23 protein-coding genes are annotated in these 24,607 nt (G+C 72.3%); 10 read left to right on the top strand and 13 right to left on the bottom strand.

Features of this window, described 5'->3' with window-relative positions; genetic code table 11:
* Window positions 1-117: 117 nt before the first annotated feature.
* The gene (locus tag ACLQ27_RS21270) at window positions 118-918 is read right to left on the bottom strand and encodes an esterase/lipase family protein (RefSeq protein ID WP_425868273.1); all 801 of its coding nucleotides are present in this window, start codon (window positions 916-918) and stop codon (window positions 118-120) included.
* Window positions 919-1,241: 323 nt separating this feature from the next.
* Window positions 1,242-1,817, bottom strand: coding sequence for a TetR/AcrR family transcriptional regulator (locus ACLQ27_RS21265; protein WP_234589402.1), 576 nt, complete (start codon window positions 1,815-1,817; stop codon window positions 1,242-1,244).
* A gap of 216 nt (window positions 1,818-2,033) precedes the next feature.
* On the opposite strand from ACLQ27_RS21265, the gene ACLQ27_RS21260 reads away from it, so the two are divergent.
* The 3 genes from ACLQ27_RS21260 to ACLQ27_RS21250 all read left to right on the top strand — a co-directional run bounded on the left by ACLQ27_RS21260 (window position 2,034) and on the right by ACLQ27_RS21250 (window position 5,193).
* Window positions 2,034-3,500 carry an MFS transporter gene (locus ACLQ27_RS21260; RefSeq protein WP_425868270.1) on the top strand — a complete coding sequence of 489 codons (1,467 nt, stop codon included), beginning with the start codon at window positions 2,034-2,036 and terminating at the stop codon, window positions 3,498-3,500.
* Between the two features lie 100 nt (window positions 3,501-3,600).
* Window positions 3,601-4,578, top strand: a complete 978-nt coding sequence (locus tag ACLQ27_RS21255; protein WP_425868269.1) for an SEC-C domain-containing protein — start codon at window positions 3,601-3,603, stop codon at window positions 4,576-4,578.
* A gap of 147 nt (window positions 4,579-4,725) precedes the next feature.
* A complete protein-coding gene (locus ACLQ27_RS21250; RefSeq protein WP_425868267.1) occupies window positions 4,726-5,193 on the top strand; it encodes a nitroreductase family deazaflavin-dependent oxidoreductase in 468 nt (155 codons plus the stop codon).
* A gap of 239 nt (window positions 5,194-5,432) precedes the next feature.
* Here ACLQ27_RS21250 and ACLQ27_RS21245 read toward each other — a convergent pair whose 3' ends face one another.
* Together ACLQ27_RS21245 and ACLQ27_RS21240 are read right to left on the bottom strand one after the other, a co-directional pair.
* Complete coding sequence (locus ACLQ27_RS21245) at window positions 5,433-5,696, bottom strand: DUF6244 family protein (protein ID WP_007462863.1); 264 nt, start codon at window positions 5,694-5,696, stop codon at window positions 5,433-5,435.
* A 318-nt stretch (window positions 5,697-6,014) separates the two neighbouring features.
* Complete coding sequence (locus ACLQ27_RS21240) at window positions 6,015-6,233, bottom strand: winged helix-turn-helix domain-containing protein (RefSeq protein ID WP_354861024.1); 219 nt, start codon at window positions 6,231-6,233, stop codon at window positions 6,015-6,017.
* A 339-nt stretch (window positions 6,234-6,572) separates the two neighbouring features.
* Between ACLQ27_RS21240 and ACLQ27_RS21235 the strand changes: the two genes are divergently transcribed.
* The 4 genes from ACLQ27_RS21235 (at window position 6,573) to ACLQ27_RS21220 (ending at window position 9,117) form a co-directional block, all read left to right on the top strand.
* Window positions 6,573-6,794, top strand: a complete 222-nt coding sequence (locus ACLQ27_RS21235) for a hypothetical protein (protein ID WP_357499069.1) — start codon at window positions 6,573-6,575, stop codon at window positions 6,792-6,794.
* A 16-nt stretch (window positions 6,795-6,810) separates the two neighbouring features.
* Window positions 6,811-7,545: a hypothetical protein gene (locus ACLQ27_RS21230; protein WP_357499067.1), complete on the top strand. Its 735-nt coding sequence runs from the start codon at window positions 6,811-6,813 to the stop codon at window positions 7,543-7,545.
* Window positions 7,539-7,976, top strand: a complete 438-nt coding sequence (locus tag ACLQ27_RS21225; protein ID WP_425868264.1) for a hypothetical protein — start codon at window positions 7,539-7,541, stop codon at window positions 7,974-7,976. Before ACLQ27_RS21230 ends, ACLQ27_RS21225 begins: the two co-directional genes overlap by 7 nt.
* A gap of 91 nt (window positions 7,977-8,067) precedes the next feature.
* Complete coding sequence (locus ACLQ27_RS21220) at window positions 8,068-9,117, top strand: phosphotransferase family protein (RefSeq protein WP_357575976.1); 1,050 nt, start codon at window positions 8,068-8,070, stop codon at window positions 9,115-9,117.
* Here the strand turns inward: ACLQ27_RS21220 and ACLQ27_RS21215 are convergent.
* Window positions 9,005-10,252: an FAD-dependent monooxygenase gene (locus ACLQ27_RS21215; RefSeq protein ID WP_357575975.1), complete on the bottom strand. Its 1,248-nt coding sequence runs from the start codon at window positions 10,250-10,252 to the stop codon at window positions 9,005-9,007. The two genes, ACLQ27_RS21220 and ACLQ27_RS21215, sit on opposite strands and share 113 nt — an antisense overlap.
* A gap of 638 nt (window positions 10,253-10,890) precedes the next feature.
* On the opposite strand from ACLQ27_RS21215, the gene ACLQ27_RS21210 reads away from it, so the two are divergent.
* Together ACLQ27_RS21210 and ACLQ27_RS21205 are read left to right on the top strand one after the other, a co-directional pair.
* The gene (locus tag ACLQ27_RS21210) at window positions 10,891-12,156 is read left to right on the top strand and encodes a condensation domain-containing protein (RefSeq protein ID WP_357575974.1); all 1,266 of its coding nucleotides are present in this window, start codon (window positions 10,891-10,893) and stop codon (window positions 12,154-12,156) included.
* Window positions 12,153-13,433, top strand: a complete 1,281-nt coding sequence (locus ACLQ27_RS21205; protein WP_357499057.1) for an MFS transporter — start codon at window positions 12,153-12,155, stop codon at window positions 13,431-13,433. Before ACLQ27_RS21210 ends, ACLQ27_RS21205 begins: the two co-directional genes overlap by 4 nt.
* A 23-nt stretch (window positions 13,434-13,456) precedes the next feature.
* Here ACLQ27_RS21205 and ACLQ27_RS21200 read toward each other — a convergent pair whose 3' ends face one another.
* From ACLQ27_RS21200 to ACLQ27_RS21170, 7 genes are all read right to left on the bottom strand, one after another.
* Complete coding sequence (locus ACLQ27_RS21200; protein ID WP_357575973.1) at window positions 13,457-14,368, bottom strand: NAD-dependent epimerase/dehydratase family protein; 912 nt, start codon at window positions 14,366-14,368, stop codon at window positions 13,457-13,459.
* A complete protein-coding gene (locus tag ACLQ27_RS21195; RefSeq protein ID WP_425868260.1) occupies window positions 14,365-15,450 on the bottom strand; it encodes a hypothetical protein in 1,086 nt (361 codons plus the stop codon). The genes ACLQ27_RS21200 and ACLQ27_RS21195 overlap by 4 nt, the downstream gene beginning before the upstream one ends.
* Before the next feature lie 21 nt (window positions 15,451-15,471).
* Complete coding sequence (locus ACLQ27_RS21190) at window positions 15,472-16,743, bottom strand: hypothetical protein (protein WP_425868259.1); 1,272 nt, start codon at window positions 16,741-16,743, stop codon at window positions 15,472-15,474.
* A 1-nt stretch (window position 16,744) separates the two neighbouring features.
* On the bottom strand, window positions 16,745-16,996 hold the full coding sequence (locus tag ACLQ27_RS21185) for an acyl carrier protein (protein ID WP_234589435.1): 252 nt from the start codon (window positions 16,994-16,996) through the stop codon (window positions 16,745-16,747).
* Window positions 16,997-17,000: 4 nt separating this feature from the next.
* Window positions 17,001-18,179 carry a radical SAM protein gene (locus ACLQ27_RS21180; RefSeq protein WP_234589438.1) on the bottom strand — a complete coding sequence of 393 codons (1,179 nt, stop codon included), beginning with the start codon at window positions 18,177-18,179 and terminating at the stop codon, window positions 17,001-17,003.
* A gap of 244 nt (window positions 18,180-18,423) precedes the next feature.
* Window positions 18,424-19,278 (bottom strand): hypothetical protein, encoded by an 855-nt coding sequence (locus ACLQ27_RS21175; protein WP_425868257.1) that lies wholly within the window; start codon window positions 19,276-19,278, stop codon window positions 18,424-18,426.
* Between the two features lie 2 nt (window positions 19,279-19,280).
* A complete protein-coding gene (locus ACLQ27_RS21170) occupies window positions 19,281-21,860 on the bottom strand; it encodes an FtsK/SpoIIIE domain-containing protein (RefSeq protein ID WP_425868255.1) in 2,580 nt (859 codons plus the stop codon).
* A gap of 190 nt (window positions 21,861-22,050) precedes the next feature.
* On the opposite strand from ACLQ27_RS21170, the gene ACLQ27_RS21165 reads away from it, so the two are divergent.
* Window positions 22,051-23,592 (top strand): M1 family metallopeptidase, encoded by a 1,542-nt coding sequence (locus ACLQ27_RS21165; protein WP_425868253.1) that lies wholly within the window; start codon window positions 22,051-22,053, stop codon window positions 23,590-23,592.
* A 330-nt stretch (window positions 23,593-23,922) separates the two neighbouring features.
* On the opposite strand, the gene ACLQ27_RS21160 is transcribed toward ACLQ27_RS21165, so the two are convergent.
* Window positions 23,923-24,462, bottom strand: coding sequence for a hypothetical protein (locus ACLQ27_RS21160; protein WP_357499042.1), 540 nt, complete (start codon window positions 24,460-24,462; stop codon window positions 23,923-23,925).
* Window positions 24,463-24,607: the final 145 nt, after the last annotated feature.

Here is a 24,607-nt window from a genome sequence, read left to right as displayed (position 1 = left end):
TGGCGGGGGCCGTGGTGGGGATCACCGCCGTCGTGTTGGCGGCGGTTAGCCAGGGTTGCTGAGCAGGGCGCGCCACGGCCGTGGGGGTGGTCCCGGCCGGGACCACCCGCACGGCGTTCAGACCGCGAGGCAGTTGGGTCGCACCGGGCCGTCGGTCAGGGCGCCGCGCACGATGGTGTACGCGGTCCCGTCGAGCACCAGGCCGAGGTGCCCGACCACCCGCAGCGGGCAGTACGCCTGGATGAGGACGTTCGTCGCCCCGTCGTTGACGGCGGCGTTGCCGGTCGGACGCACCAGCTCGTCCTGGAGTGTGCGAACAGTGGTGTAGCGCACCGACCCCGGGGTGTCGTCCCCGGCGTTCAGGTCGGCGAGAAACGCCGAACCGATGGTCATCTGTTGGCAGGCCACGACGCCGGCGCAGCTGCCAAGGCCGAGAAACGCCACGATGTTGGCGACGTACGTGCCGTACTGGGGTGTGCCCAGACTGACGTACCGGCCGACGCTGGCGGCGCCGCCCAGGCGCTTGAGGTAGTAACGGCTGACCAGGCCGCCCTCGGAGTGGGCGACGAGGTCGACTGTCGCCGCGCCGGTGCTGGCGCGCACCTGCTCCACGAAGCCGGCGAACGCGCGGGCCGAGGCGGGGATGTCACCGAGGCCCAACCCGGGCAGCTGGTAGATGAAGGTGCGGTAGCCGTCGGCGCGCAGCCGGGCGGCGATGGGCTCGTACGCCACGGCGACGCCGCTGAGGCCGCCGACCACGATGACCGGGTTGGCCGCGGCAGCGGCCGCGAAGGCGGCGGTGGGAGCCGGGGCGGTGGAAGCAGGGGTGGCGGGGGTGGCGGCGGTCGCGGTGCCGGCGGACGCCAGCAACGCGGCGGTGGCCAGGGACACGACGAGGACGGTCTTTCGGAGCAGCATGGCTGCACCTCCGGGGGGAGGCACCCGGCGAAGCGGGCAGGTGGGTGGGGGTGTCCGGTCGACCGTGCGACGATCATGCCCGCAACAATTTAGAAACGTCAATCACTTGTTACGCGCGGGTAACCCGTTGTCCCACCGAAGGCACAAAGCGGCAATTCGTTCTCGCTCCACACCGGACACCCGCCGACCACGCCGCAGCGACGGCCAACGACGGCCAGCGACGGCGGCGGTGTTCCACGTGCACGCGCGGATGGCTGACACCGGGCGACGATCCGCGCGAGAACGGGGTCACGCGGACGGCGCGGCGGGTGCTGAACGGGTGCTCAGCGAGCGGTCGCGCGCAACCCGTCGAGGGCCACGCCGAGCACGCGGTCCCGCTGCTCGGGTGCGGGGAACTGGGCCATCGTGAGGCCGCTGATCAGGCGCACCACGTCGTCGAAGCCGATGTCGTCGCGGACCACGCCGGCGGCCTGCGCGCGGCGCATCAACGGCTCGCCGGCGGCGTAGATCTCCGTCCGGCAACTGGCGAAGATCTCCGAGTCGTGCAGCAACTGCTCGGCGAGCGCCCGCTTCGTGGCGACGTACGCGACGAAGCGGTGCAGCCACGCGACCAGGGCGTCCCACGGAGGCAGCTCGGCCAGGTCGGCGGCGGAGTTGCTCAGCGCGCGGACCTCCTCGACGTAGACGGCCTCGAACAGGTGCCGGCGGGTCGGGAAGTTGCGGTAGAGGGTGCCGATGCCGACGCCGGCCCGACGGGCCACGTCCTCCAGGGAGGCGGCCGCGCCGTTCTCGGCGAACGCCTCGCGCGCCGCGGTGACCAGGGCGTCGTAGTTGCGTCGCGCGTCGGCCCGCTTGGGCCGCTGCGCGAAGACCTCGGGCGTCTGCCCCGCGCTGGTCATGACGTGCGTCACCTCACCTCGGTTGCATCCGGAGGCACCCCTCCGCTAGCTTAGTGGAGGCACCCCTCCGGAAATGCCGGAGGGCAGCCTCCGGTTAGCTTACCTCGGGACCCGCCCGATCCGCCTGGCCACCCGATCGCCCGGACCCGACAGACCTGCCCGCCTCCGACGACGGGCGACAAACCTCCTTCCGTACCACATCAGGAGTTTTCTCTCGTGTCAGTGACATCCCGACGCAGCTCGCGTCGGCTCACCTTCACCGTGCTCGCGGCCGGCGCCGGATTCTTCGCGATGCTCCAGTCGTTGATCACCCCGGTGCTGCCGACCATCCAGCAGGACCTGCACACCTCGCAGAACACCGTGACCTGGGTCCTGACCGCCTACCTGCTCTCCGCGTCGATCTTCACGCCGATCCTCGGACGCGTCGGCGACATGGTCGGCAAGGAGCGGATGCTCGTCGTCTCGCTCGCCGCCCTCGCCCTCGGCTGCCTGGTGGCCGCCATCGCGCCGAACATCGGCGTGCTCATCGTCGCCCGGGTCGTGCAGGGCATCGGCGGCGCGGTCTTCCCGCTGTCGTTCGGCATCATCCGCGACGAGTTCCCCGCCGCGCGGGTCTCCAGCGCCGTCGCCGCCATCTCGGCGATCGTCGCCGCTGGCGGTGGCCTCGGCGTCGTGCTCGCCGGCCCGATCGTGGCCGCGCTGGACTACCGCTGGCTGTTCTGGATCCCGATGGTCGTGGTCGGGCTGACCGCGGTCGCCGCGTACCGGTTCGTGCCCGAGTCGCCGGTGCGGACGCCCGGTCGGATCGACTGGCGTGCCACGGTGCTGCTCTCCGGCTGGCTGGTCGCGCTGCTGCTGCCGATCAGTCAGGGCGCGGCCTGGGGCTGGACCTCCACCCGGGTGCTCGGCCTGCTGGTGCTCGCCGTGGTGCTGCTGATCGGCTGGCTCGTCGCCGAGGTGCGCTCGTCCAACCCGCTGATCGACATGCGGATGATGCGCCTGCCCGGCGTGTGGACCACCAACCTGGTAGCCCTGCTCTACGGCGCGTCGATGTTCTCCGTGTACGCGTTCCTTCCCCAGTTCGTGCAGACCCCGACCGCCGCCGGCTACGGCTTCGGCGCCAGCATCAGCCAGGCCGGTCTGCTCATGCTGCCGATGCTCGTCGCGATGTTCGTCGCCGGTCTCGTCGCCGGCCGGCTCCAGGCCGTTTTCAGCGCCAAGGCACAGCTCGCCACCGGCGCCGCGTTCAACGTGGCCGCCTCCGCGATGCTGGCCGCCGCGCACGACACCCGCTGGGAGGTCGCCATCGCCGGTGGGCTGGTCGGTCTCGGCATCGGCCTGGCGTTCGCGTCGATGGCCAACCTGATCGTCGGCAGCGTGCCCGCCAGCCAGACCGGCGTGGCGACCGGCATGAACGCCAACATCCGTACCATCGGCGGCGCGATCGGCGCCGCAGTGGTCAGCGGCGTGATCACCGCCCACCCGCAGGCCAGCGGCCTGCCCCGGGAAGCCGGCTTCACGATGGGGTTTCTCGTCCTCACCGCGATCGCCCTGGCCGCCGCGCTCGCGGCCCTGGCCGTCCCGTCCGCCCGGCGGGCGTCGGCCGGCCGCCGGCCGTCCACCGCGACGATCGTCGAGTCCGAGCTAGCCGGCGAGTTCGCCACCATGCCCGCGACCCGCTGAGGTTCGCTGGCACGTCGGAGCCCGGGCGGTTCACCGCCCGGGCTCCGGCGTGCTTCGGGGGTACGCTGGCCGCTCCCTTTGTCGTTTTCAGGATGAGCCGATGCCCGAACTGCTGACCACCGACCGCATCGAGGAGATCGGCGCCCTGGGCGTCAAGAGCCCGGACCCGGCGGCGCTGGTCGCCGAGCTGGTGAGCGCCGTCGACGAGGGACGCCTCGCCGACCCCGACGACATCGGGTACGCGCTGCTCGTCGCCGCGGACATCCTCGATCAGGCAGGTGACCTGGCCGACGCGCTCGCGCTGGCCACCCGCGTCATCGCCGAACAGCCCGACGAGGACGCGTACGCCCGAGCGGTGCGCGGCGGCCTGCTGCTGCGCCTCGGCCGCTCCGACGAGGGCATGGCCGAGCTGACCGAGCTGCGTCCGCTGCTGGAGACCAACCCCAACGCCACGTACCTGGTCGACGAGCTGGCCGAGGCCGGCCACGCCGACCTGGCGCTGCAATGGCTGACCGGGGCACTCGACACGATCCTGGAACGCACCCGGACCCAGCAGCACGAGTCCGAGGACGCGCAGGACGAGGCCGCGGCCATGATCTACGGGCTGGCCCAGCGGCGGCACACCCTCCGCGAGGAGATGGGCCTCCCCCACGACGAGTACGACAACCTCGCCGACCGGCTGCGCGCCGCGAGCACCCACGCCCTCGACGCCCTCGACGACGGCCCCGCGACGCTGCTGTACTGGCCGGAGGCCGAGTTCACCGCGTTGCTGACGCGCTGGCCCGCGCTTGTCGACAGCTACCCGAAGACGTGGGACGAGCACCGCACCCAGATCGAACGCGCGCTCGCCGACGCCGCCGGGCTGGGCGGCGCGGACCTGGGCGTCGTCGCCGGCACCGTCGAGGGCCTGGCCGCGTTCGCCGGCGAGGAGCCCGTCGACGAGGAAGCCCTCGACGAGTACGCCGACAGCCTCGACGAGGTGGGCCTGACGGCCTGGCCGCCCGGCCGCAACGACGCCTGCTGGTGCGGGTCGGGCGCGAAGTACAAGAAGTGCTGCCTGCCCCGCTCGCGCGACTGACCGCACGTCGGGTCTCGGCCCCACGCGACGGGAGGCCTGGTCCCGTGAAAGCCTGATGCCGGTGAGTCATCTTGATGACTCACCGGCATCACAACGCGGCCCACCCTCACCCCCCGGGGGGGCAGGCCCGATGAAGGAGGCGAAGCGATGACCGCGCAGGAGCAGCACGAGACGATCGAGGACAGCCCGGTCGGCTGGGTCGCCAGCCACGTCCGGCGGTACGTCGAGACCGACGGCGCCGACGGCGGCACCTTCCACGGAATTCCCTCATTGCTGCTCACCACGCGCGGACGCCGGTCGGGCGCCCTGCGCCGCACCGCGCTGATGTACGGGCGCGACGGCGACAACTACCTGCTGGTCGCGTCCAACGGAGGTGCCTCCCGGCACCCGGCCTGGTATCTGAACCTGAGCGCCGACCCGAGGGTCGAGATCCAGGTCGGGGCGGAACGGTTCGCCGCCCACGCGCGAACGGCGACCACCGAGGAACGCGCCCGCCTGTGGCCGGTGATGACGAAGGTCTTCCCGACGTACGCCCGCTACCAGCAGGGGACCGACCGCGAGATCCCGGTCATCATCATCGAACGGACGTCCCCGGAAGACTCGACGATCCATTGATCCACGTCAGCGCGGTGTACGTCTAAGGCGGCTTCGCCTTCAACCGGGGCGTGGCACTTGCCACCAGCGGCTTCGAGCTGTGCGGCCAGGACGTGTGCGACTACCCGCGCTTCGAGGGCGAGGTCCGCATCACCCGCTGAACCGCCAACGGTCGGATCCAAGCCTCGCGTTCTTCTCGGCCTCGCGCCTCACGCCGGCCGTGGCGGGTGGCCGGTGGGTTGTGCGACCACCACCCGCGGTCAATTTCCCAGGGCGCGGACCTTGGCGATCGTCTCCTGGACGTGCTGCTTGGCCGGTTCGCCACCCTGGGACGCCTGCGCCAGCGCCTGACGGTACGCGTCGATCATGCCGACCAACGGCCCGGCGGCGACACCCTCCAGCGCACCGGCGACCAGGGATCGCGCCTCGGCTGCGTCCTGTGCTGCCGCCGCGGTCTTGGCCTTCGCCTCATCGAGCTTCTGTGACGCCGCCGCCAACCTCGCGATGATCTGCGCTGCGCTCACGCGCACCCTCCCCCTGGTCGACCATCGCCTCCACCACCGCACCGGCGGAGACCACAAGGGAGCGTACGAGATCCGCGCAACCAGCGCGACCGCTCGATCGCCCCACCATGATGTGCGGGATGTCCGCGCTGCCCTCTGGCGAAGATCACTTGATGCTGCCCAGTCCGGGCCGACCCTCGACAACTGGTACGCATCAAGTGATCAAGGAATGGCCGAGGCACCCGGCCGGAGTCTCCAGATCTTGGACAGTTTCCGTTAGCAGAGCACGGAAACTGTCCAAGATCTCGCCGGGCTCACCGAGCCGGGGGCGTCGAACGGTCAGCGATCGGCGACGAACACGCCGAGACCGTGCACGCCCTGCACCCAACCCTGGGTCTGCAGGACCAAGATGGCCTGCCGAACCACGGTCGTCGAGACGCCGTGCTGAGTCTTGAGCTGCACCGTGGACGGCAACTGGTCCCCCGGCGCGAGTTCTCCCGACTCGATCTGGCCCCGGATGTGATCCGCGAGCTGTTCCCACTTCGGTTTGACGGGCATATGGACTCCCAGGTCTGCCCCGCCATTCGATCACGCCCAACTACCCATGACAAGTAACGTGTTGTCGTGCTTGCTATCCGTGACTAGTTGTGTAAAGCTCCAAACGACCGGCTCCCAGGTCTGCAAACCCGGAGTTGGTTCTTTCCCCACCGCGCAGGAAGCGCCCGGTCGGCCGGTCCCCCCGTCCGGCCGGGCGTGCCGGGGCGTGCCCGCACGCCGCCCCACACGCACCGCCACACGCACCGCCGCACCGCCGCCCCCATCGCACCGCCACTGGGCAGCACGTACCGCCCGAGCAACGTCCTGACCAGCAAGGAGACGACCGGACGGGAGCACCCGATGCCCGATCGACCCGACAACCAGCCCATCGACCCGCCCTCCCGACACCCTCCAGCCCAGCGTCTCGTGTCCGAGCAGGACGTCGAGGACGCCGACGACACCCTCTTCGCCCATCCACCGCGCGTGGTGCGCAGGTGGGTCTGCGGCTGTGGCAGGGACTACCCGTGCACCGACGTGCTCTTCGCCCGCCTGGTCAAGGCCACCGCCGAGGCCGAGCAGTGAACCACCGAGGCCGCCGGTGAACGGGGATGATCTGTACACGTACGCCAGCCAGCGGGTCGTCGAAGCGAGGGCGAGGATCGCCGAGCACGTGACGGAGGCGTACACCGGGATCTGCCGCAGCTGCGGACGGCCCGGCCCGTGCGACGAGCAGCGGGCCGCGCGGGCCCGGCTGGCGCACTTCGGCGGCCCGGTGGACGATCTGCGCGACGCGTGGTTGGCCACGATCGCCGCCGCCGACCGGGCTGGTGCGCACCTGCACGGCGCGGGGCCACCCGGCCGAAGGTTGCCCTGGCAGGACGCGGTCACCGAGTGTTGGCGGGCGCTCGGTCTGGTGTACGCCGGCCTGGCTGCTGATCGGGCATCGGCGGTGACCGCGTCGGCGGGTGAGGTGCTCGCCGGACTGCGTGCAGCTCGGGTCGACGCCGACCAGGCCGCCGCGCTGGCCGCCCGTACGCGGTGGCGGTTGGCGGCGGCCGAGGACCGGCTCCGGCGTACCCACATCGTGGCGGACGCGGTCGCGGCCCGGCACTTCGCGGCGGCCATCACCCGGTTGGACCTGGTCGTCACCCGGCTGGCGATCGGCGGCTGCCGCATCGAGCGCTCGGTGGCGGCGTTGACCGGCGAGCTGGCCGCCGCACCGACCGTGACCAGGAGGACCGCCACCGCCGGGGAGATCGCACACGGCTGCCGCCTGGCGAGCGCCCTGGTGACCAGGAGACGTCGACGGAGAATCAGGGAGACACGATGGTGACCGATCCGCACGCGGCGCTGCGCGGCCTTCTGGCGGGACGGCTGCGCGGGCACGAACGGCGGCTGCGGCGGTTCACCGAGGCGGACTGGCGGCGGTACGCGGACCTGCTCGCCGGGGCATTGCTGGTGGCGGTGCGGCGGCGGTTCGTCGCCGGGCAGGACCGGGCGCCGGTGATTCGGTTCGTGGCGTCCGCGCGGGAACGCTACGACGTCACCGGGCGCGACGTGGAGCCGGCGCTGGCCGAGGCGTTGGTGTGGGCAGCGCTCGGTGAACGCCCCCCGGTGCCCGACGACGCGCCGGTCATCGTCGCCCGGACGGTGCTGCTGATCGGCCTGCTGGAGGACGAGGGCTGCACCGACCGGGAACGGGACGACGTCCTCGCGGCGGCGGCGCACGCCGCCGAACACGCGGGGCAGCAGGCGGGCGGCTAGGAACCGTCGCCACCGGACACTCAGGACGACAATTCACCGACGACTCTGGCACTCTGTCGGGCGTCACGGTCGGGGAGGAAGGGACCACGGGGTGGAAGGGCTCAGCCGCACCCAGCGGCCACTGGACCACGATCAGGTGCAACGTTTCGTCGCGGCGTCCTTCGGGGCGAACCGCCGGGTCGTGGACTGCGGGCCGATCCTCGGCGGCGGTTTCGCGACGGTGTGGTGGGTGGCGCTCGACGACGGGCGCGAGGTCGTGTTGAAGGTGGCACCACCACCCGACGCGCCGCTGCTGCGCTACGAGCAGGGCCTCGCCGCCGCCGAAGCCCGGTACTTCCGCCTCGTCGCCGCGCGCGCGCCGCAGGTGCCCGTACCGCCGCTGCTGCACCACGGCACCGATCCGGACCTCGGCGAGTGGCTGGTCACCGGCCTGCTGCCCGGACGGTCGCTGCGGGAATGGGCCGAGGGCGAGCAGCAGCTCGACGACGGCCCGGCCCGCTACGACTTCGGCGTCGCGATCGCCGCGCTGCACCGGGTGACCGGCGACCACTACGGGTACGGCGGCGACCGGGCGAGCGGCCCGACGTGGCGTGCGGCCTTCGCCGCCATGCTCGACGACCTGCTCGCCGACGCGGCGGACTGGGACGTGCGGCTGCCCACCTCGCCGGCGCGGATCCGGGAGCTGCCCGAGCGGTACGCCGGGGTCCTGGACCAGGTACGCCGGCCGGCGCTGCTGCACTTCGACGGCTGGGACGGCAACGTGCTGGCCGAACCCGACCCGGCCGGTGCCCTGCGCCTGCGCGGGATCGTGGACGGCGAGCGGTTCCTGTTCGGCGATCCGCTGCTGGACCTCGTGTCACCCCTGCTGTACCGCCGGGTGGAGGACGACCCCGACCACCCGTTCCTGCGCGGCTACCGCGCCGCCTCGGCCGATCCGGTGGTCTTCGACGAGTCCACTCTGCGGCGGCTCAGCCTCTACCGCCTGCACCTGTACCTGTTGATGACCGTCGAGATGCCCAGCCGGGGAATCACGCGGGAGGATCGCCCGGACCGGTTCGAGCGGCTGGCCGACCTGCTCGATCAGGAGCTGACGGAGCTGGGTCGGCCGAGTCCGTCGGCCATTGCAGGCGGTACCGGCTGACGTCCTCGGAGGCGGCCACGCCGGCCCTCATGAACATCGCCAGCACGGCGTCACGCGCCCGCCGCTCGCGGGCGCCGGTCGGAAACTTCAGGCTGCCGGTACGACGGGCGAGCCCGGCGACCGTCGCCACCCGTGACTCACGCAGTTGTTGGAAGCGCCCGAAGGCGTCACCGACGTCGTCCGCCGCGGCGAGACACCGGGCCAGCACCAGTGCGTCTTCCAGCGCCATGGAACTGCTCTGCCCGTCGTGCGGCGGCATCGCGTGCGCCGCGTCGCCGACCAGGCACATCCGGCCGCGGCTCCACCGCTCGGGCGGGACGAGGTCGTGCACCGGCCACCGGATGATCGGGCCGGTGCTCGCGTCGATGATGGCGGGGATCGGCGGATGGTCCGAGCCGTGCAACTCGACGAGGCGCTGCCGCCACCGGCCCATCGGATCAGCACGTGGCCCCGCCACCACCTCCCCCTCCCCGGTGAGCAGGCTCTGGAACCAGACGACCTCGCCGTCCGGCAACGCCTGGTAGCCGAAGAACGCGTTGACGCCGAACGTCAGGCGCAGCACTCCGTCCGGTGCGATCCCGTCGACCCGCGGGGCCGAGCCGCCGCCGTCGAGCACTCCGGTGAACCGGGCGGGCGGATGCTCGGGGAACATCGTCCGACGCGTGTGCGAGTGGACCCCGTCGGCACCGATCAGCAGGTCACCGCCGTGACTCGATCCGTCGGCGAGGGTAGCGGCGACCGGGTCGTGCCCGTCGTCGCGCAGTCCGACGACCCGCTCACCCTCGACGACGCGGACGCCGGCGCGACGGGCTGCCTCGCGCAGCACCTCACCGAGCCGGTCCCGGCGGATCAGCGTGCTCACCTGGTTGTTGCTGCCGATCTCCCGTCCCCGGTGGTCGTGGAAGGAGATGCGGTCGGTGGGCGTGCCGGCGGCGTCGACAGTGGCGAGCAGGCCCAGGTCGCGCAGCACGGTGCGGCCGTTGTCGGCCAGGCTCAGGTGCGACCCGAGCTGTCGCTCGCGCGGCGGCCGGGCCTCGATGACGGTCACGCGCCACCCGATCCGGCGCAGGAAGAGACCGACGGCCGTGCCGGCGATTCCCGCCCCGACGACCACGGCGTGCCCAGGATTGATCATGTCGAGCCAGCCGACACCGGCGGCCCGGAAGGACCTGTCCCACCCATGCGCTCCCCCGTGTGGCGGGCGCTGTGGACACGCCCGCCGCCCCGACCGTAATCACGGCGGCCACAGTGGTCAAGGCAGCAAGATCCATCAATGCGAGGGTTGACACCGGCATAGACGGCCGGAATGCTGTGGGAGTCCTGCTAACCGAGGCGGGGCCACGTATCCGGGGGAATCGGCCTTTTACTGCATTCGCCTGTGCGCGGCTCCATGGCCATCACTGATAGTTTTTCGCCAGCGAATGCTCCGAATAGGACGGCAGTCGTTCATTTTCGCTGCCGGATGCCGCGGTTCCTGCCGCGAAGAGCATCCGGATCAGGGCGTGGACAACTGTCGCACCAGCTCGGTCGATCGCTGGTCGGACTACTGAATGGTGATTCCATCCGTCATCCGACGGTGGCGCGTCATGCACCCCTAAGCACGGCGCAGGGCCACGGCCTCACTTCCGACAACCGCATTCTTCGGGAGGTGTCGTGATGAAGAACAACTCGGCCGGCTGACGCAACCAATTATCTTTCGTCCCGATGAGCGTGTGTCGCATCGCGGCACACGCTCATCGGCAGCGCAACCGTTCCCGCTCGGGAAGGACAGGTGTGACCCCGGAGACGACCTACCCGATGACCCTCGGCCAACTATCGGTCTGGCGGGACATCGAAAGAATGCATCCGGAGAAGTGGTGGGAGGGCAACCTCTGCTTTTCCTGGTCGTTGCCGGAAAATGTGACCGCCGTGGACGTCTGGCGCGCGGTCGGCGCGCTCGGCATGCGGCACGCCTCGCTGCGCACGACGTTCGACGTCGAGGACCGGGCAGATCCGCGCCAGCGCGTCGCTGTCGATTCCCCCGACGACGTGGTCGCCGCGGTACGACAGCCCGACGGCGAGACGGGGATGTCCCGGATCGAGACCGAGGAGATCCAGCGGGCGTTCACGCTCACCACCGACCTGCCGTGGCGGGTGTGGCTGACCGAGAACGACGGACGCCCCCGTGAACTGTTGGTGGTCATCCACCACATGGCGGCCGACGGCGCGGGCATCAACACCATGGAACGGGACTTCTACGCCCTGCTGGCCGGGGAGACGCTGCCGCCGGCCCCGCAGCCGGCCGACCTCGCGACGCGGCAACGGTCCGGCGACCTGGACGCCAGACTGCTCGCCGCGGAGTCGTACTGGCGCAAGGTGCTGTCGGCGGCGCCCCGGCGGACGCCTCCCGCACCCGGGCCGGTGCTCCGGGCGACGATGCACACCGGCATCCCCGAGCCCATCCTCCGCCAGGCGGCCCGCGGCATCGGCGTCACCGTCGCTGGGGTGCTGCTGACCGCGTACTGCCGGGCGATCATCGCGACGGGCACCACCGGCACGCCGGTCCTGCTCTACCCCATGTCGTCCAACCGGTTCGACCCGGCGGTCACGTCGCTCGTCACGTCCATGAACCAGTGGGTGCCGCTGCTGGCCACGCCGGAACCGGACGAGGTGTTCGCGCACACCGCGCGCGCCCTGTACGTACGGAACATGCGGGCCCTCAAGCACGGGGTCTACGACCCGGACGCGGTGGCGCGGATCCGCGAGGACGCCGAACGGGAGGGCGGCCCGCTCGACCCGGGGTACCACTTCACCTTCCTGCTGCCCCCCATGGTGGTGCAGCCGCCGGAGACGATCCAGGAATCGCGGATCGAGTGGCACGTGCCGATCCGCTCGACCGGGCCCGGCTTCTACCTGATGGCCAACGCCGACACGACGGTCCGGCTGACCGTCCGGGTGATCCGCGAGGGCTACCAACGCGCGGAGCTGGAGGCTCTGCTCGTCGCCATGCGCGACGACCTGATGGAGCTGGTCGGCGCGCACGCGGAGGCAGCCGGATGACCACTACCGCGCCGCCCACCACCCCGGCGGTCACGCCGAGCCTGTGGCGTCACCGCGACTTCATGACGCTGTGGACCGGTCAGACCCTCAGCGAGACCGGGTCGGCGGTGTCCACCCTCGCCGTCCCGCTCATCGCGGTGTCCGTGCTGAACGCGTCCACGTTCTCGGTGAGCCTGCTGCAGGCCGCTGGGATGGCGGCGTACCTGCTCGTCGCGCTGCCGGCCGGGGTGATCGTCGACCGGATGCGCAAGCGGCGGCTGATGGTGTTCTGCAACCTGCTGCGGGCCCTCGCGATGGGCACCATCCCGCTGGCGTTCTTCGCCGGTGAGCTCACCATGGCGCAGTTGTGGCTGGTGGCGGCCCTGTGCAGCGTCTGCTCGGTCTTCTTCGAGGTGGCCTACCAGTGCTACCTGCCGGCGGTGGTGCGCTCCGACCAGCTGCTGGACGCGAACGGCAAACTCAGCACCACGTACTCGGTCGCCCAGGTCGCGGGCATCGGGCTCGGCGGAGGACTCGTCGCGGTCTTCGGCGCGGCGCGGACGGTCCTCATCGACGCCGCCTCGTTCGCGGTGAGCGCCGTCTCGCTGTTGCTGATCCGGCGCTCGGAGCCGGAGGTGACAGCACCCGAGGGGCCCCGGCCGCGGCTGCGGGAGGAGATCTCGGCCGGCCTGGCCTTCGCCTTCCGGCACGCGGTGCTACGCAAGATCGTCGCCGCCAGCGGCACCCTGAACGTGTTCAGCCAGGTGATCTACGCCCTCTCGGTCATCTACCTGGTCCGGGTCCTCAAGCTGACGCCGGCCGAGGTGGCCGTGCAACTGGCGCTGGGCACGGCCGGCGGCATCGCCGGCGGCCTCGCCTCCGGCAAGCTGGCTCGCCGGATCGGCACCGCCCGCGTCATCTGGGTCTCCCTGCTCGGGCTCGGCTGGACGATGCTGCTCGTGCCGCTGGCCGAGCCGGGCTGGCGGGTCGCGTTCTACACCGTCGGCATGACCGGCTTCGCCGCGCTCTGCGCGATCTACAACGCGGCCCAGATCAGCTACCGGCAGCAGATGTGCCCGCCGGAACTGCTCGGCCGCCTCACCGCCGGGGTCCGCTGGATCGTGTGGGGCGCCCTGCCGATCGGCGCGGTCCTCGGTGGTGTGCTGGGCACCTGGCTCGGCGTCCGCGAGACCCTGGTGATCGCCGCTCTCGGCGTCTGGGCCTCCGGGCTGTGGGTCTACTTCTCGCCGCTGCGAAAGATGCGTGACTTCACACCCGAGCCGGCCAGCCAGTCCTGAGGCTCAGAGTCGTCGGGCAGGCGTCAGCGGTTCGGGCCGGCCAGCGCCGCCCACGTACGCGCCACCCCGGTGCGCAGGTCGGTGACGGGACGCCAGTCCAGCAACGCCGACGCGCGCCGGACGTCGAGCCAGATGTCGCGCCTGTCGAACGCCCGGCGGTCCGCGTACCGGATCGTCAACCGCCGGCCGACGGTCGCCGACACCACCTCCAGCAGCTCGGCGAGGGAGGTGGGACGGCCGGCGCCGACGTTGAGGACTGCGCCGTCGAGCGCGTCGCGGGTGTCGCGGTCCAGGTGACGGTCCCACACCGCCAGCAGGGCGGCCACGACGTCGTCGACGTAGACGTAGTCGCGGCGGGTGGCCGGGTCGCCGAACACCTGCAACGGCCGATGCGCGGCCGCGGCCTCCAGCCAGTGCGACACCACGCCGAGCCCACCCTCGGCGCGCTGGCCGGGCCCGTACACGTTGGACGGCCGCAGCACGACCGGCCGGAGATGGTCGGCGGCCTCGCGCACGGCCTGCTCCTGGGCCAGCTTCGCCCGGCCGTAGACGCTGTCCGGGCCGAGTGGGCCGGTCTCGTCCACCGGCGACGGCACATCCGGCCGGTACGCCGTGCCGCCGGATCCCAGCAGGACGAAGGTCGGACGACGGGCGCCCAGCTTGCACGCCTCCAGTGCGGCGGCGAGGGCACGCTGGTCCAGCTCGACGAGTTCGGGCTGGCTGACGGCCCTCTTCGGCGTGACCGTGCCGGCCGCCCAGAAGACCAGGTCCGCCCGCCTGATCGTGTCGGCGTAGCGGTGTTCCTCAACAGCGTTGCGGGGCCGGGTCAACCGCTGCGGAGGCCGGCGACGGCGTTCGAGCGCGCGGCACAGACTGGCGCCGATGAACCCGTCCGACCCGACGACCACAGTGACCGGGGCGGGGACGGCGCTCACCCCGGTACCTCGGTCTGCACGGCTCGCGCCGCCAGGTCGGCGGCGTAGTCGGCGGTCCCCTCGCGGGCGGTCAGCAGGTTGCGGTGCAGGGTCTCCAGCAGGTCGAGGGAGTATCCGCTGTCGCGCCACTCCTGCTCGGTGACGCCGTAGCCCAGCCGACGCCACAGGTCGGCGTTGACCTGTTCGTGCGCGCCGAAGGGCGCCAGCAGCACGATCGGCGTGGCCGACCAGAGCGAGTCGATCAGAGTGCCCCCGCCGGTCTTGCAGAGCATGGCGACGCGGTGTCGGGCGAGATCGAACGAGTCGTGGTACGCCGCACCCCGTCGATAGCGCACGGTGCCGTCGGGAAGGATCTCGCCGAACGGTGGGAAGCCGCCGTCCTGCCAGGCCTCCCACTTCGGGTCGATCATGAACGCCCGGCAGCCGGAGGGCAGGGCGGACACGTCGGACGGATCGTGGGTCACCACGTCGACAAGCAACCCCGCCCGGGCGAGATCCGCCGCACGGTCCCGGTAGGTGCCCAGCCCCCAGCCGCCGCCGTGCGCCAGCAGGCGGCGCTCCCGCAGCTGCCACGGCACCGGGTCCTCGTCGCCGACGCGGATGCTCGTCGGCGCGGTGCCCCGCTCGGCGTCGAACATCCACACGTGCCGGAAACGCTCCGTACGCGCCCGGAAGAGGTTGAACGAGGCGGTCGGCGCGGCGTCAAGGTGACAGATGTCGACCCGGGGCGTTCGGGAGGTGAGCGCCTCGTACCGCTCGACGACCGGCACCCAGAAGCCGGAGAAGATCACCACCTGGTCCACGTCCGCGGCCCGCCACCGGTGCAGCAGCTCATCGACAGCGGCGTCGTCGAGCGCCGGCATCTGATCCCGCACCATGCGCTGGGCGGCCACCGCGAGCTTGAAGTTTCCTCTGAAGGCCAGCTTGGCGGCCCTCAGCCGGTCGAGCTCGTCGGGTCGCAGCAGCCGCTCGAACACCTCCACGCGCACCTCGATCCCGAGGGCGCGCAACCGACCGGCCAGGATGAGGGCCGGTACGTGGGTGCCGAGCGTGGCGCCCGACGTCAGCAGCACAATCGCCATCGTTGCTCCGATCGTCGGGAGTCAGGTGACGAGACTCGGGGCGCCGGCCGTCGTGACGAGCAGGTCACCCACCTGCGCTTCGAGGGCCACCCGGGCCTCGTCGTCCGGGGCGAACACGGCGAGAAAGAGCCGTCCACGCGGCGGGGTGAGCGTCCCCGAGGCCAGCGGCAGCACTCCGGGACCGTCGCCGCGAAACAGCAGCTTCGCCTCGTCCAGGGCGGACACCAGCCTGGCCACCGTGTCGCCGGGGCGCACCGGCGTCGTACGGCAGCGCAGCCAGGAGCGCAGGCCGACCGCCCGGGCCCGCCGGTCGAGGTGGAGGTTCAGCAGGCCCATCGATCGTCGGGCGTTGACCTCCAGCACCGGTACGACGGTGCCGTCGCGCAGCCGCAGTCCGTCGACGCAGACGGGCCCGGTGTAGCCCTCGGCCGCGAGCGCCGTCCCGACCCGCGCGATCACCTCGCGATGCGCGGTGGTGTCGAGGTTCGCGTGCTGATCCGCGGGGAGCGGGCCGGAGCCGCGGTAGGCGAACTCGGCGTTGTCGACGTGCTGGAGGCCCCGCCACCGCACCGCGCCGCCCGGGTCGACCTCCAGGTGGGTGGAGAAGCTGGACGCCTCCTCGAAGAGGGGTTGCACCAGCAGTTCCACCCGGGCCCCGCGCGCGACCTGCCGCTCCAGGTGCCGGACGACGGTGTCCAGCACCCGGGGGTTGGCGACCCGCAGGGCGCCCCGGCCGGCGACCCCGTACGGGTCCTTGAGCACGACGTCGTCCGGCGCGTCCTGCACCAGCCGCCGTACCTGCGCGGGCGTGGTGGCCAGGACGGCGCCGCCGGGCAGGCCGGCGTCCCGGACCAGGTCGTTCGACCAGACCTTGGAGTTGACGCGGGCGACGACCTCGACGGCGGGGACGGTGGCACGCAGGCCGAGTCGGTGCACCGCCACGGCGGTGTCCGGCCGGACGGCGTAGAACGCCGCGGCCCACCCGGACTTCCCCGGCAGGGCCGTGCCGCCGGCCACGGCCAGACGCTCCTCCACTGTGGCGTCCTGGTGACCCGGCACGGCCGCGAGCCGTGGCGCGATGCCGGCGGCCGCCAGCGCTTCGACCAGGGTCTCGTCCATCGGCTCGGCGGTGAGCAGCAGATCACCCGGGGCGCACCCGACCGCCAGCAGCTCGTCCATGCCGCGACGTCCCCGGCTGCCACCCGCCGCCGGGCCGGCGGGCAGCCCGGCGAGATCGTTCGGCCGCCACGCCGCCTCCGCGTCGAACGAGCCGAAGTGAACGGTCCCGCTCACCTCACCGGCCATCGCCGTCGAGGGCGAAATGGCAGAACGCCTTCACCGACTCCAGGTGGATGCTGTCCAGCGACTCGAAGTCGATCTCGACGTCGAACTCCTCCTCCACCGCGAGCAGGAACGTGATCATGTGCAGCGAGTCGATCCCGAGGTCGAGCAGCAGATTCGTGTCCGCCGTCACCTCCTGGGCCAGCGCCGGATCCTCCAGAACCCGCGCGAGCAGGCCCGCCATGCGGGCGACCACCTCGGCCATGCGTTCACTCCCCGCTCAGGTAGAGAAGGATGCACTTCGAGCACACCGGCATGAGGCCGCTGTCGCGCAGGATGCCGCGGACCCTGGTGAACCGCTCGCTCTGCCAGATCTCCTGCATGGACTGCTCACCCAGGTCGCCGATGACGAACTCGGGGAAGAACTTGCACGAGCTGACCCGGCCGTCCGCGTGGATCTCGATCCGGTTGGACACCGCCAGGCAGCGGCTGCGCCGCTGGGCCGGGCGGGAGGTGCCACGGATGAAGTCGTCGAGCTCGTCCTGCTCGACCTGCGGCTGGTAGCGCACCCGCAGATTCCACACCCGGCTCGCCAGTCGCGCCATCGACTCCTTCAGCACCGGCAGGTACTGCTCGGGAAGCGCGTACGTGTACGAGTGCCAGGTCGGCTTGTCGCCCGGCTCCGGCGGGTTGAGCCACGAGAACGACTCCTCGTAGAGCCGGTCCATCGCCGACGCCGTCTCCGGGCTGATGTACCAGGGCAGCAGCCAGTAGACCGAGTTGAAGCCGGTCTGCTCGGCCCACTCGGTGAACTCGTACATGCGGCCGACCATGTCCTCGCTGACCATGCACGCGACGGACAACTCGCCCTGGTACTCGCCGCGCCGTTGGAGGTCGAGCATCGCCTCGACGTTGCGCATGGTGCGCCGGAACGATCCCTTGCCCCGCAACGCCTCGTGCTCCGGCTCGAAGCCGTCCAGGCTGACCAGCAGGTTGAGTCGTGGCCCGATGGCCAGCAGGTGCTCGGCGTTGCGCTCCATCAACAGGCCGTTGGTGCACATGTTGACGACGCGCGGCACGGCGCCCAGCAGCTTGGCGATCTCGCCGAACTGGGAGTGCATCAGCGGCTCGCCGCCCCAGAGGAAGACCTTCGCCGCGTCGGGCGCGGTCGTCTCCAGCACGTCCCGGATGACGTCGAGGTCGAGCTCGGAGCGCTTGCGCTTGCTGTCGTAGTTGTGGAAGAACCCCTGCTCGTTCCACTGGAAGCAGTGGTTGCACCGCAGGTTGCACCGGTACGTCAGCTGCATGCTGACCTCTTGCGGCAACGTGCTGGCGTAGAGGGGGTCCGCCGCCAGGTTACGGCGCGTTTCGGACCGGATCGCCACCGTCCGGCGCAGGTCGTGCAGTTCTCCGGCCGTGAAGACCTTGTTGGTACGTGGGTAGGACATGCAGGCTCCCCGCTCGTCTGCCACGAAACGAGCGCCCCTGCGCAGGGCAGCGGGCATCGCTTCGCCAGATTCAGGACTGGATCGGGGGCCGTTCGCATCCCTACATGCGCACGAACCCCCGTTACCACAGGGAACCGGCGGCGGTCGTCCGACGTGGATGTGAGTGTCCTGCTCACCCCGCCACAGGTCGTTGACCACATTGACACATACGAGTGGCGTCGTAAACCCCCGCGCGGTGCGGGGTTCAGCGCAGAGCGCGGAAGAGCAGCAGGTAGCCGCAGTAGCCCAGCGGCACCAGCAGGAAGCAGATCAGGAACCCGAGCGGCAGGTAGCGCGGTGGGGTGCCGGCGACCATTGCGGGTCTCCCCCATCGGCCCAGCACCAGGTAACCGCCGAAGAACGCCAGCGCCGGCAGCCCCGCACAGATCCACGCGCCGAGGGTGAAGCCGTCGACCAGGCCGACCCCGGAGGCGAGCACGAGGGTCAGCATGAGCACCCCCGCCGCCGCCCCGCATGCAGCGTAGACGGCGACCGCCCGCGCCAGCGGCGACCATGTCGGCAGCAGCGCCGGCCGTTGGGCCAGCAGCTCGGCCTGCTGCCCGTGCCGGTCGGCCTCGTCGGCCATCCGCCGGGCCAGCTCCAGCTCCACCACCGGGTCGACCGCCGCCGCCCGCTGCGCCGGCACCCCGGCGCCCGCCGGGCTCACCGCCGTCGGCAGCGCCAGCCGCGCCGGTATCGCCGGCACTTGGGGGTACGCCCCGACACCCGCCTGCCCCGGCACGCCGGCTGCGCCGGCGGACCCGCCGTCCCCCGATCCGCTCACGACGGGTGAGCCGGTCGACGGCGGCGGACCCGGCCAGGTGGCGGGGTCAGCGGCCGAGCCCGGCGCGGCGGTCGGGGCGGCCGGTGGCTGGTCGATGCCGATCGCGCGGCCGAGCTGGTCGAGGCGGTGGCCCTGCGCGATCAGCCGCTGGTGCAGGTAGTCGGCGGCGGCGTGCAGGTCGCGACGGCGCTCGGACTCGGCAGCGGCGTCCCGCTCGCCGGCGCGGCGCTGCTCGGCGAGCTGTCGGGCCAGCGCCGCGTACTCCTCGAAGGACACTGTCAACGCTCCCCGTGCGGTTCGTGCCCGTCGCGGGCGAACGGCACGATCAGCCTGGTGCGCTGGTCGTGCCTGTCGACCAGCAGCGCCCGGTCGGCGCGCGGCGTGTAGGCCAGGTCGTGCACCCCGAGGTGCAGGGCCAGCTCGGCGCCGGGCACGTTGAGCGCGACGAGGCAGGCGACGTCGTCGCGGTTCTGGGTGCCGCCGAGGTCGTCGGAGAGCCGCCGCAGGCCGCGCCACCAGCCGAGCAGGTGCACGCCCTGGGCGGGGCCGTGGCGCAGCAGCGTACGCAGGTCGTCCAGGCCGGAGCGGAACGTGACCGGGTCGGCCACGCCGAGGACCGGGGCTGCGGTGTCCATCCCGAACACCACCAGGTATTCGCGACCGGCCGTCTCGGCGGCCAGCGTGGCGATCCGGTCGCGCAGCCCGGCCGCGTTGAGGCGGTGCACCGGGTGACCGGCGGCCCGCAGCGCGGCCTCGGTCTCGGCCGCCACCGGGTCGGCGGCGGCGACCAGGGAGGCCAGCTGGAACCGGGCGTCGCCGGGGGTGTGCTGGCGGGCCAGGCTCAGCGCGGCGGCGCGCAGCACGTCCGCGCCGGCCGGTGCGGTGCCCACCACGGCGAGGTGCCGGCCGGGGGTGGAGTCCATCAGGAACAGCGCGGTGGTGCCGTGCACGTCGACCGTCCGACCGACCAGCGCCATGGGGCGTCGGCCACCGGGGCGCAGCCCCGCGAAGGTGGGGTCGTCCTCGACGCGCGCCGCCTCGTACCCCTTGAAGACCGCCGGGGCCCGCGAGCCCGGCGGGCGGGCCTGCCACAGCTCGTGGCGCAGCGCGGCGAGGTCGGCCGCGGCGGCGTGCGCGTCGGGGAAGCGCAGCACAGTGTCGGCGCCGACCGCGCCGGCGGCGCTGTTGACCACTGCGGAGCCGATCGGCAGGGCCGCGGCGGCGTCGTTGAGCTGGTCGAGGACACCCCCGCCGCCGGGCAGCGCCACCCGCAGCGCGAACTGCCCGAAGATCGCCTCGGCCCGACCGTAGAGCGCCTCGATGCCGGTCATGCTCTGACTGGCCAGCACCAGGTGGATGCCGTACGAGCGGCCCTTGCGGGCAAGCTCCTCCAGCAGGTCCACGGATTCGCGGGCCAGCGCGTCGTTGCCGGCGAGCAGCACGTGGAATTCGTCGATGACTGCCACGATGCGCGGCAGTGGACTGTCCCGCGGCAGGTCGGCGAGCTTGGTGACGCCGTGCCGCTTCAGCGCGGTGGCCCGGCGCTGTGCCTCCCGGCGCAGCTCGCGCAGCACGGCCAGACCGTACTCGCGGTCGGATTCGATGCCGACGGCCCGGGCGTGCGGCAGCCAGGACGGGTCACGCCCGGTGGGCACGAACTCGGTGAAGCTGACGCCCTCCTTGAAGTCGAGCAGGTAGAGCTGCAACTCGGCCGGCGAGTAGCGCGCGGCGAGCCCGTAGAGGACGTCCAGGAGGAAGACGGTCTTGCCGGCGCCGGTGCGCCCGCCGACCAGCCAGTGCGGGGTGGCGTCGTCGAAGCCGACCGTCAGCGCAGTGTCGAAGGCGACCGTCAGCGCAGTGTCGAAGGCCACGGTCAGCGGCGCGGGGCCGGCCCGGCCGACGACGGTACGCAGCCCGTTGGCCGCGGACTCCGCCCAGCGCCGCTCGGGCAGCAGTTCGGCGAACGGCAGCGCCTCGGCGCGGCGGGCGGCGGCGCCGAGGTGCTCGGCGAGCGCCCGGACCGAGGCTGGCGGCGGGTCGCCGTCGAGCAGCACCGGGGCGGCGAGGCCGCTGCCGTCGGCGCTGAACGGGACGCCCGGCGGGTCGCCGACGTGCGCGTACCCCTCGCTGACCCGCAGGGCCGTGGTGCTGCCCAGCGGCGGTGCGGTCTCGCCGGGCAGCCGGGACGGATGGCCGGCGAGGAGCACGCAGACGGCGGCGGCCGGACCGGCGTGGGTGAGCGCGGCGAGCCGGGCCAGCTCGCGCGGCGGCGGGGCGGCGGTGGCGACCAGCACCAGCAACTGCCGGGTGGCGGGCTCGGCGTGCTGGGCGGCGCGGGCGTGCCGTTCCGCGGCGGTCAGCAGGGCGGCCACCTCCGACTCGCTGGTGGCCGGCGGGTCGAGCACGCCCGCGTCGAGCAGCGGGCGCAGCGGGCCGAAGGTGGCACCCAGCGCGGCGGTGTCGATGCCGGCGACCCGGACCCGACCGACCGGAGCGGTGGCGACCAGCCGCAGCACCAGCGCCCGCAGCAGCGCGGCGACGCGCCCGTCCCGGGCGTCGGTGTCCAGTGCCAGGTGGTGGCCGCCGCCGAGCGGCAGCAGGACCGGGAAACCGCCGTCCGGAGTGGACGCCTCGCCGATGCGCACCGCGGCCGGCGCGTCGGTCAGCGCGGTCGCGCCGGGGGTGGGGGTGGCCAGCGCGCCGCCGAGGCGCGCGAGTCGGGCCACGAGGTCACCCCCGCCCGACTGCGGCGGCGGAGCCGGCGCCGCGCCGAGCACGCCCCGGGCGGCATCCAGGTGTGCGCGGGCCGCCCGGTGGGCGGTGACCGCCTGCCCGTACGCCGACGCGAGCCTGCCCACGCTCTGCCTCCCACGCCACGGCCGTCCGGTTCGGACGAAACCCTAACGGACAGCGGTGACACCGGGACAGTAGCGACCCGCGCTTTCGCGACGTCCGACGCGTGACACGCCCGCCGCGCGCCGGGCCAGCGACGTTCACAGTTGTCGATTAGGTTGGCGGTGCGTACACCCGATGGAGGGAGTCCACCTCGTGCGACGAGTCCTCACGGCGGCCACCGCCGCCCTGACCCTCACCACCGCCGGCACCATGCTCACCGGCGCACCCGCCCAGGCCGCCACGACGGGCTGGGGCCGGCCCGTCGTCTCGGTCGCGCCGCAACCCGGCGCTCCCGGCCTGGGCGACACCTACTTCCCCGACTACGGCAACGGTGGCTACGACGTCTCGCACTACGACGTCCGGCTGCGCTACGACCCGGCCACCGACCGGCTCACCGGCACCACCACGATCCTCGCCACCGCGACGCAGGACCTCTCGACGTTCAACCTGGACTTCCTGCTCGACGTCGAGTCGGTGCGGGTCAACGGCTGGGAGGCCGGCGCGGCCAAGGCGGGCGCGCACGAGCTGGTCGTCACCCCGACCCGCACGATCACCCGGGGCCAGCAGCTCACCATCGTGGTGCGCTACGACGGCATCCCGTCGGAGACCCTGGTCGGCGGCTACACCGGTTGGACGCGCACCGACGACGGGGCGCTCGCGGTCAACGAGCCCGAGTCGGCGTGGTGGTGGTTCCCGAGCAACGATCACCCGCTGGACAAGGCCACCTTCGACATCTCGGTCTCGGTGCCCACCGGCGTCGAGGTGATCAGCAACGGCGTGCAACCTCGTCCGCCGGCGGCCGAGGCGGGCAACCGCACCCGGTGGATCTGGCGGACCACCTCCCCCACCGCCACCTACCTGGCCTTCATGGCGATCGGTCAGTACGACATCGTCACCGACACCACGCCGGGCGGTCAGCCGGTGATCAACGCGTACAGCACCTCGCTGGGGGCGCTCGGGCCGGCCGCGCGGGCCAGCATCGAACGCACCGGCGAGATCACCGACTGGGAGAGCGGGATCTTCGGCCCGTACCCGTTCGAGGCGCGAGGTGGCGTGGCCGGGCCGGTGGACGGCATCGGCTTCGCCCTGGAGACGCAGACCCGCCCGGTGTACGGCCCGGGCTTCTGGCGTCGCGGCGCCAACACGTACGTGGTCGCCCACGAGAACGCCCACCAGTGGTTCGGCGACTCGGTCTCGGTGGCCGAGTGGCGCAACATCTGGCTCAACGAGGGTTTCGCCTCGTACGCCGAGTGGCTCTGGTCCGAGGAGCAGGACGAGGGCACCGCGCAGGAGGTCTTCGACTTCACCTACGCCAGCTACCCGGCCGATGACGAGTTCTGGCAGGTGCTGCCCGGTGACCCGGGCGCGGACCGGGTCTTCGACAACGCGGTCTACGACCGGGGCGCGATGACCCTGCACCAGCTGCGCCTGGCCGTCGGCGACGACGCGTTCTTCGCGATCCTGCCGGCGTGGACGGCCGAACACCGGTACGGCAACGGCACCATCGAGGAGTTCCAGGCCCTGGCCGAGCGGATCTCCGGTCTGGACCTGGACGAGCTGTTCACCACCTGGCTGTTCACTCCGGGCCGGCCCGACGTGGCCAGCGCCGCCCGCAAGGCCGCCCCGCCGGCCGAGCCCAAGTCGTGGGCCAAGATCCGCGAGGGCCACGAGGCGCACCGCCTGCTGTCGCACTAGCGGCAGTCGTCACCCGAAAGGCCCGTCGCCCGTGCGGCGGGCCTTTCTGCGTACCCACCCACCGGTCCCGTCGGAGCGATCTCACCTGCCACCGCTGCGCCCCGTCGCCCCTCCCGCACGCGTCCTTTGCTCTGCTTCAACTGACGCAACACCGGTTGTCCGATTATCGGACGCGCGGTGTTGCGTGGAGTGAAGCAGAGCAAAGGACGCCCTTGCCGCCGGCGAGACCAGCGCGCAGCAGCTGGTAGGCGACGCGTGGGGGGAGGAGGAGCGAGGGAGGCTGGCCTCCGGGCCGGAGTCGTCGCCAGCGACCGGATCTGGGGCGGCGGCTCAGGACGCCGGTGCCACCGGACGGCCCGCGGTCGCCGGGGACCCCGCCGCCTCGGCCGTGCTCGCCTCGACGGCCCGGATGTGCCGGTAGGCGAACCAGAGCGGCGGGAACGCCCCGACCGCGAAGGACAGGTCGATGAGCGTCCAGAACCAGGGGATGTCCCGGATCGGGCCGCAGATCAGCGCCAGCGGAACGATCCCCGCGCAGGCGATCATGCCGACCTGCACCACCCAGACGTTGCGCACCGGGTCACGCAGCGGCCCCCAGAACGCCACCGCCAGCACCAGGTGGGCGAAGGCCAGCCAGTCGGTGCCGTAGAGCAGGAACGGGTAGTCCTGCCCCGCCGTCACGAGGCCGGTGTGGACCCGCTCGATCCAGTCGACAAGCGCCGGCACCTGGCCCGCGAGCGGATCCAGCGCGCGCAGCAGCCAGCGCACCTCGATCTCCAGCGGGAAAGCGGTGGCACCGCTCAGGAAGAGGCCGATCAGCACGATCCACAGCCACCGGCGCGTACGCCGCAACCGCTCCTCGTTGTCCATGACCGGAGCGTAACGATGATCTTCGTGCCGCTTCGTCCCGTCAGCGGTGACAGCTGTCTCACCGCCGTCCGGCCGGCGGGGGGGGGTACCGGCCCCCCCGGCCGCCCGGGCCCCGACAACCCCCGCAACCCCCCCGCCGGGCGGG

Source organism: Micromonospora sp. DT63 (genome assembly GCF_049841615.1).
Classification (GTDB): Bacteria; Actinomycetota; Actinomycetes; order Mycobacteriales; family Micromonosporaceae; genus Micromonospora.
This window is presented reverse-complemented; position numbering and strand designations above follow the sequence as displayed.

Bases quoted from the DNA above. Each gene is read 5' to 3' on its own strand.
- ACLQ27_RS21215 (WP_357575975.1), bottom strand. From the start codon at position 10,252: ATGATCAATCCTGGGCACGCCGTGGTCGTCGGGGCGGGAATCGCCGGC.
- ACLQ27_RS21160 (WP_357499042.1), bottom strand. From the start codon at position 24,462: ATGGACAACGAGGAGCGGTTGCGGCGTACGCGCCGGTGGCTGTGGATC.
- ACLQ27_RS21235 (WP_357499069.1), top strand. From the start codon at position 6,573: ATGCCCGATCGACCCGACAACCAGCCCATCGACCCGCCCTCCCGACAC.
- ACLQ27_RS21255 (WP_425868269.1), top strand. From the start codon at position 3,601: ATGCCCGAACTGCTGACCACCGACCGCATCGAGGAGATCGGCGCCCTG.
- ACLQ27_RS21205 (WP_357499057.1), top strand. From the start codon at position 12,153: ATGACCACTACCGCGCCGCCCACCACCCCGGCGGTCACGCCGAGCCTG.
- ACLQ27_RS21180 (WP_234589438.1), bottom strand. From the start codon at position 18,179: ATGTCCTACCCACGTACCAACAAGGTCTTCACGGCCGGAGAACTGCAC.
- ACLQ27_RS21250 (WP_425868267.1), top strand. From the start codon at position 4,726: ATGACCGCGCAGGAGCAGCACGAGACGATCGAGGACAGCCCGGTCGGC.
- ACLQ27_RS21270 (WP_425868273.1), bottom strand. From the start codon at position 918: ATGCTGCTCCGAAAGACCGTCCTCGTCGTGTCCCTGGCCACCGCCGCG.
- ACLQ27_RS21195 (WP_425868260.1), bottom strand. From the start codon at position 15,450: ATGGCGATTGTGCTGCTGACGTCGGGCGCCACGCTCGGCACCCACGTA.
- ACLQ27_RS21265 (WP_234589402.1), bottom strand. From the start codon at position 1,817: ATGACCAGCGCGGGGCAGACGCCCGAGGTCTTCGCGCAGCGGCCCAAG.
- ACLQ27_RS21240 (WP_354861024.1), bottom strand. From the start codon at position 6,233: ATGCCCGTCAAACCGAAGTGGGAACAGCTCGCGGATCACATCCGGGGC.
- ACLQ27_RS21185 (WP_234589435.1), bottom strand. From the start codon at position 16,996: ATGGCCGAGGTGGTCGCCCGCATGGCGGGCCTGCTCGCGCGGGTTCTG.
- ACLQ27_RS21225 (WP_425868264.1), top strand. From the start codon at position 7,539: ATGGTGACCGATCCGCACGCGGCGCTGCGCGGCCTTCTGGCGGGACGG.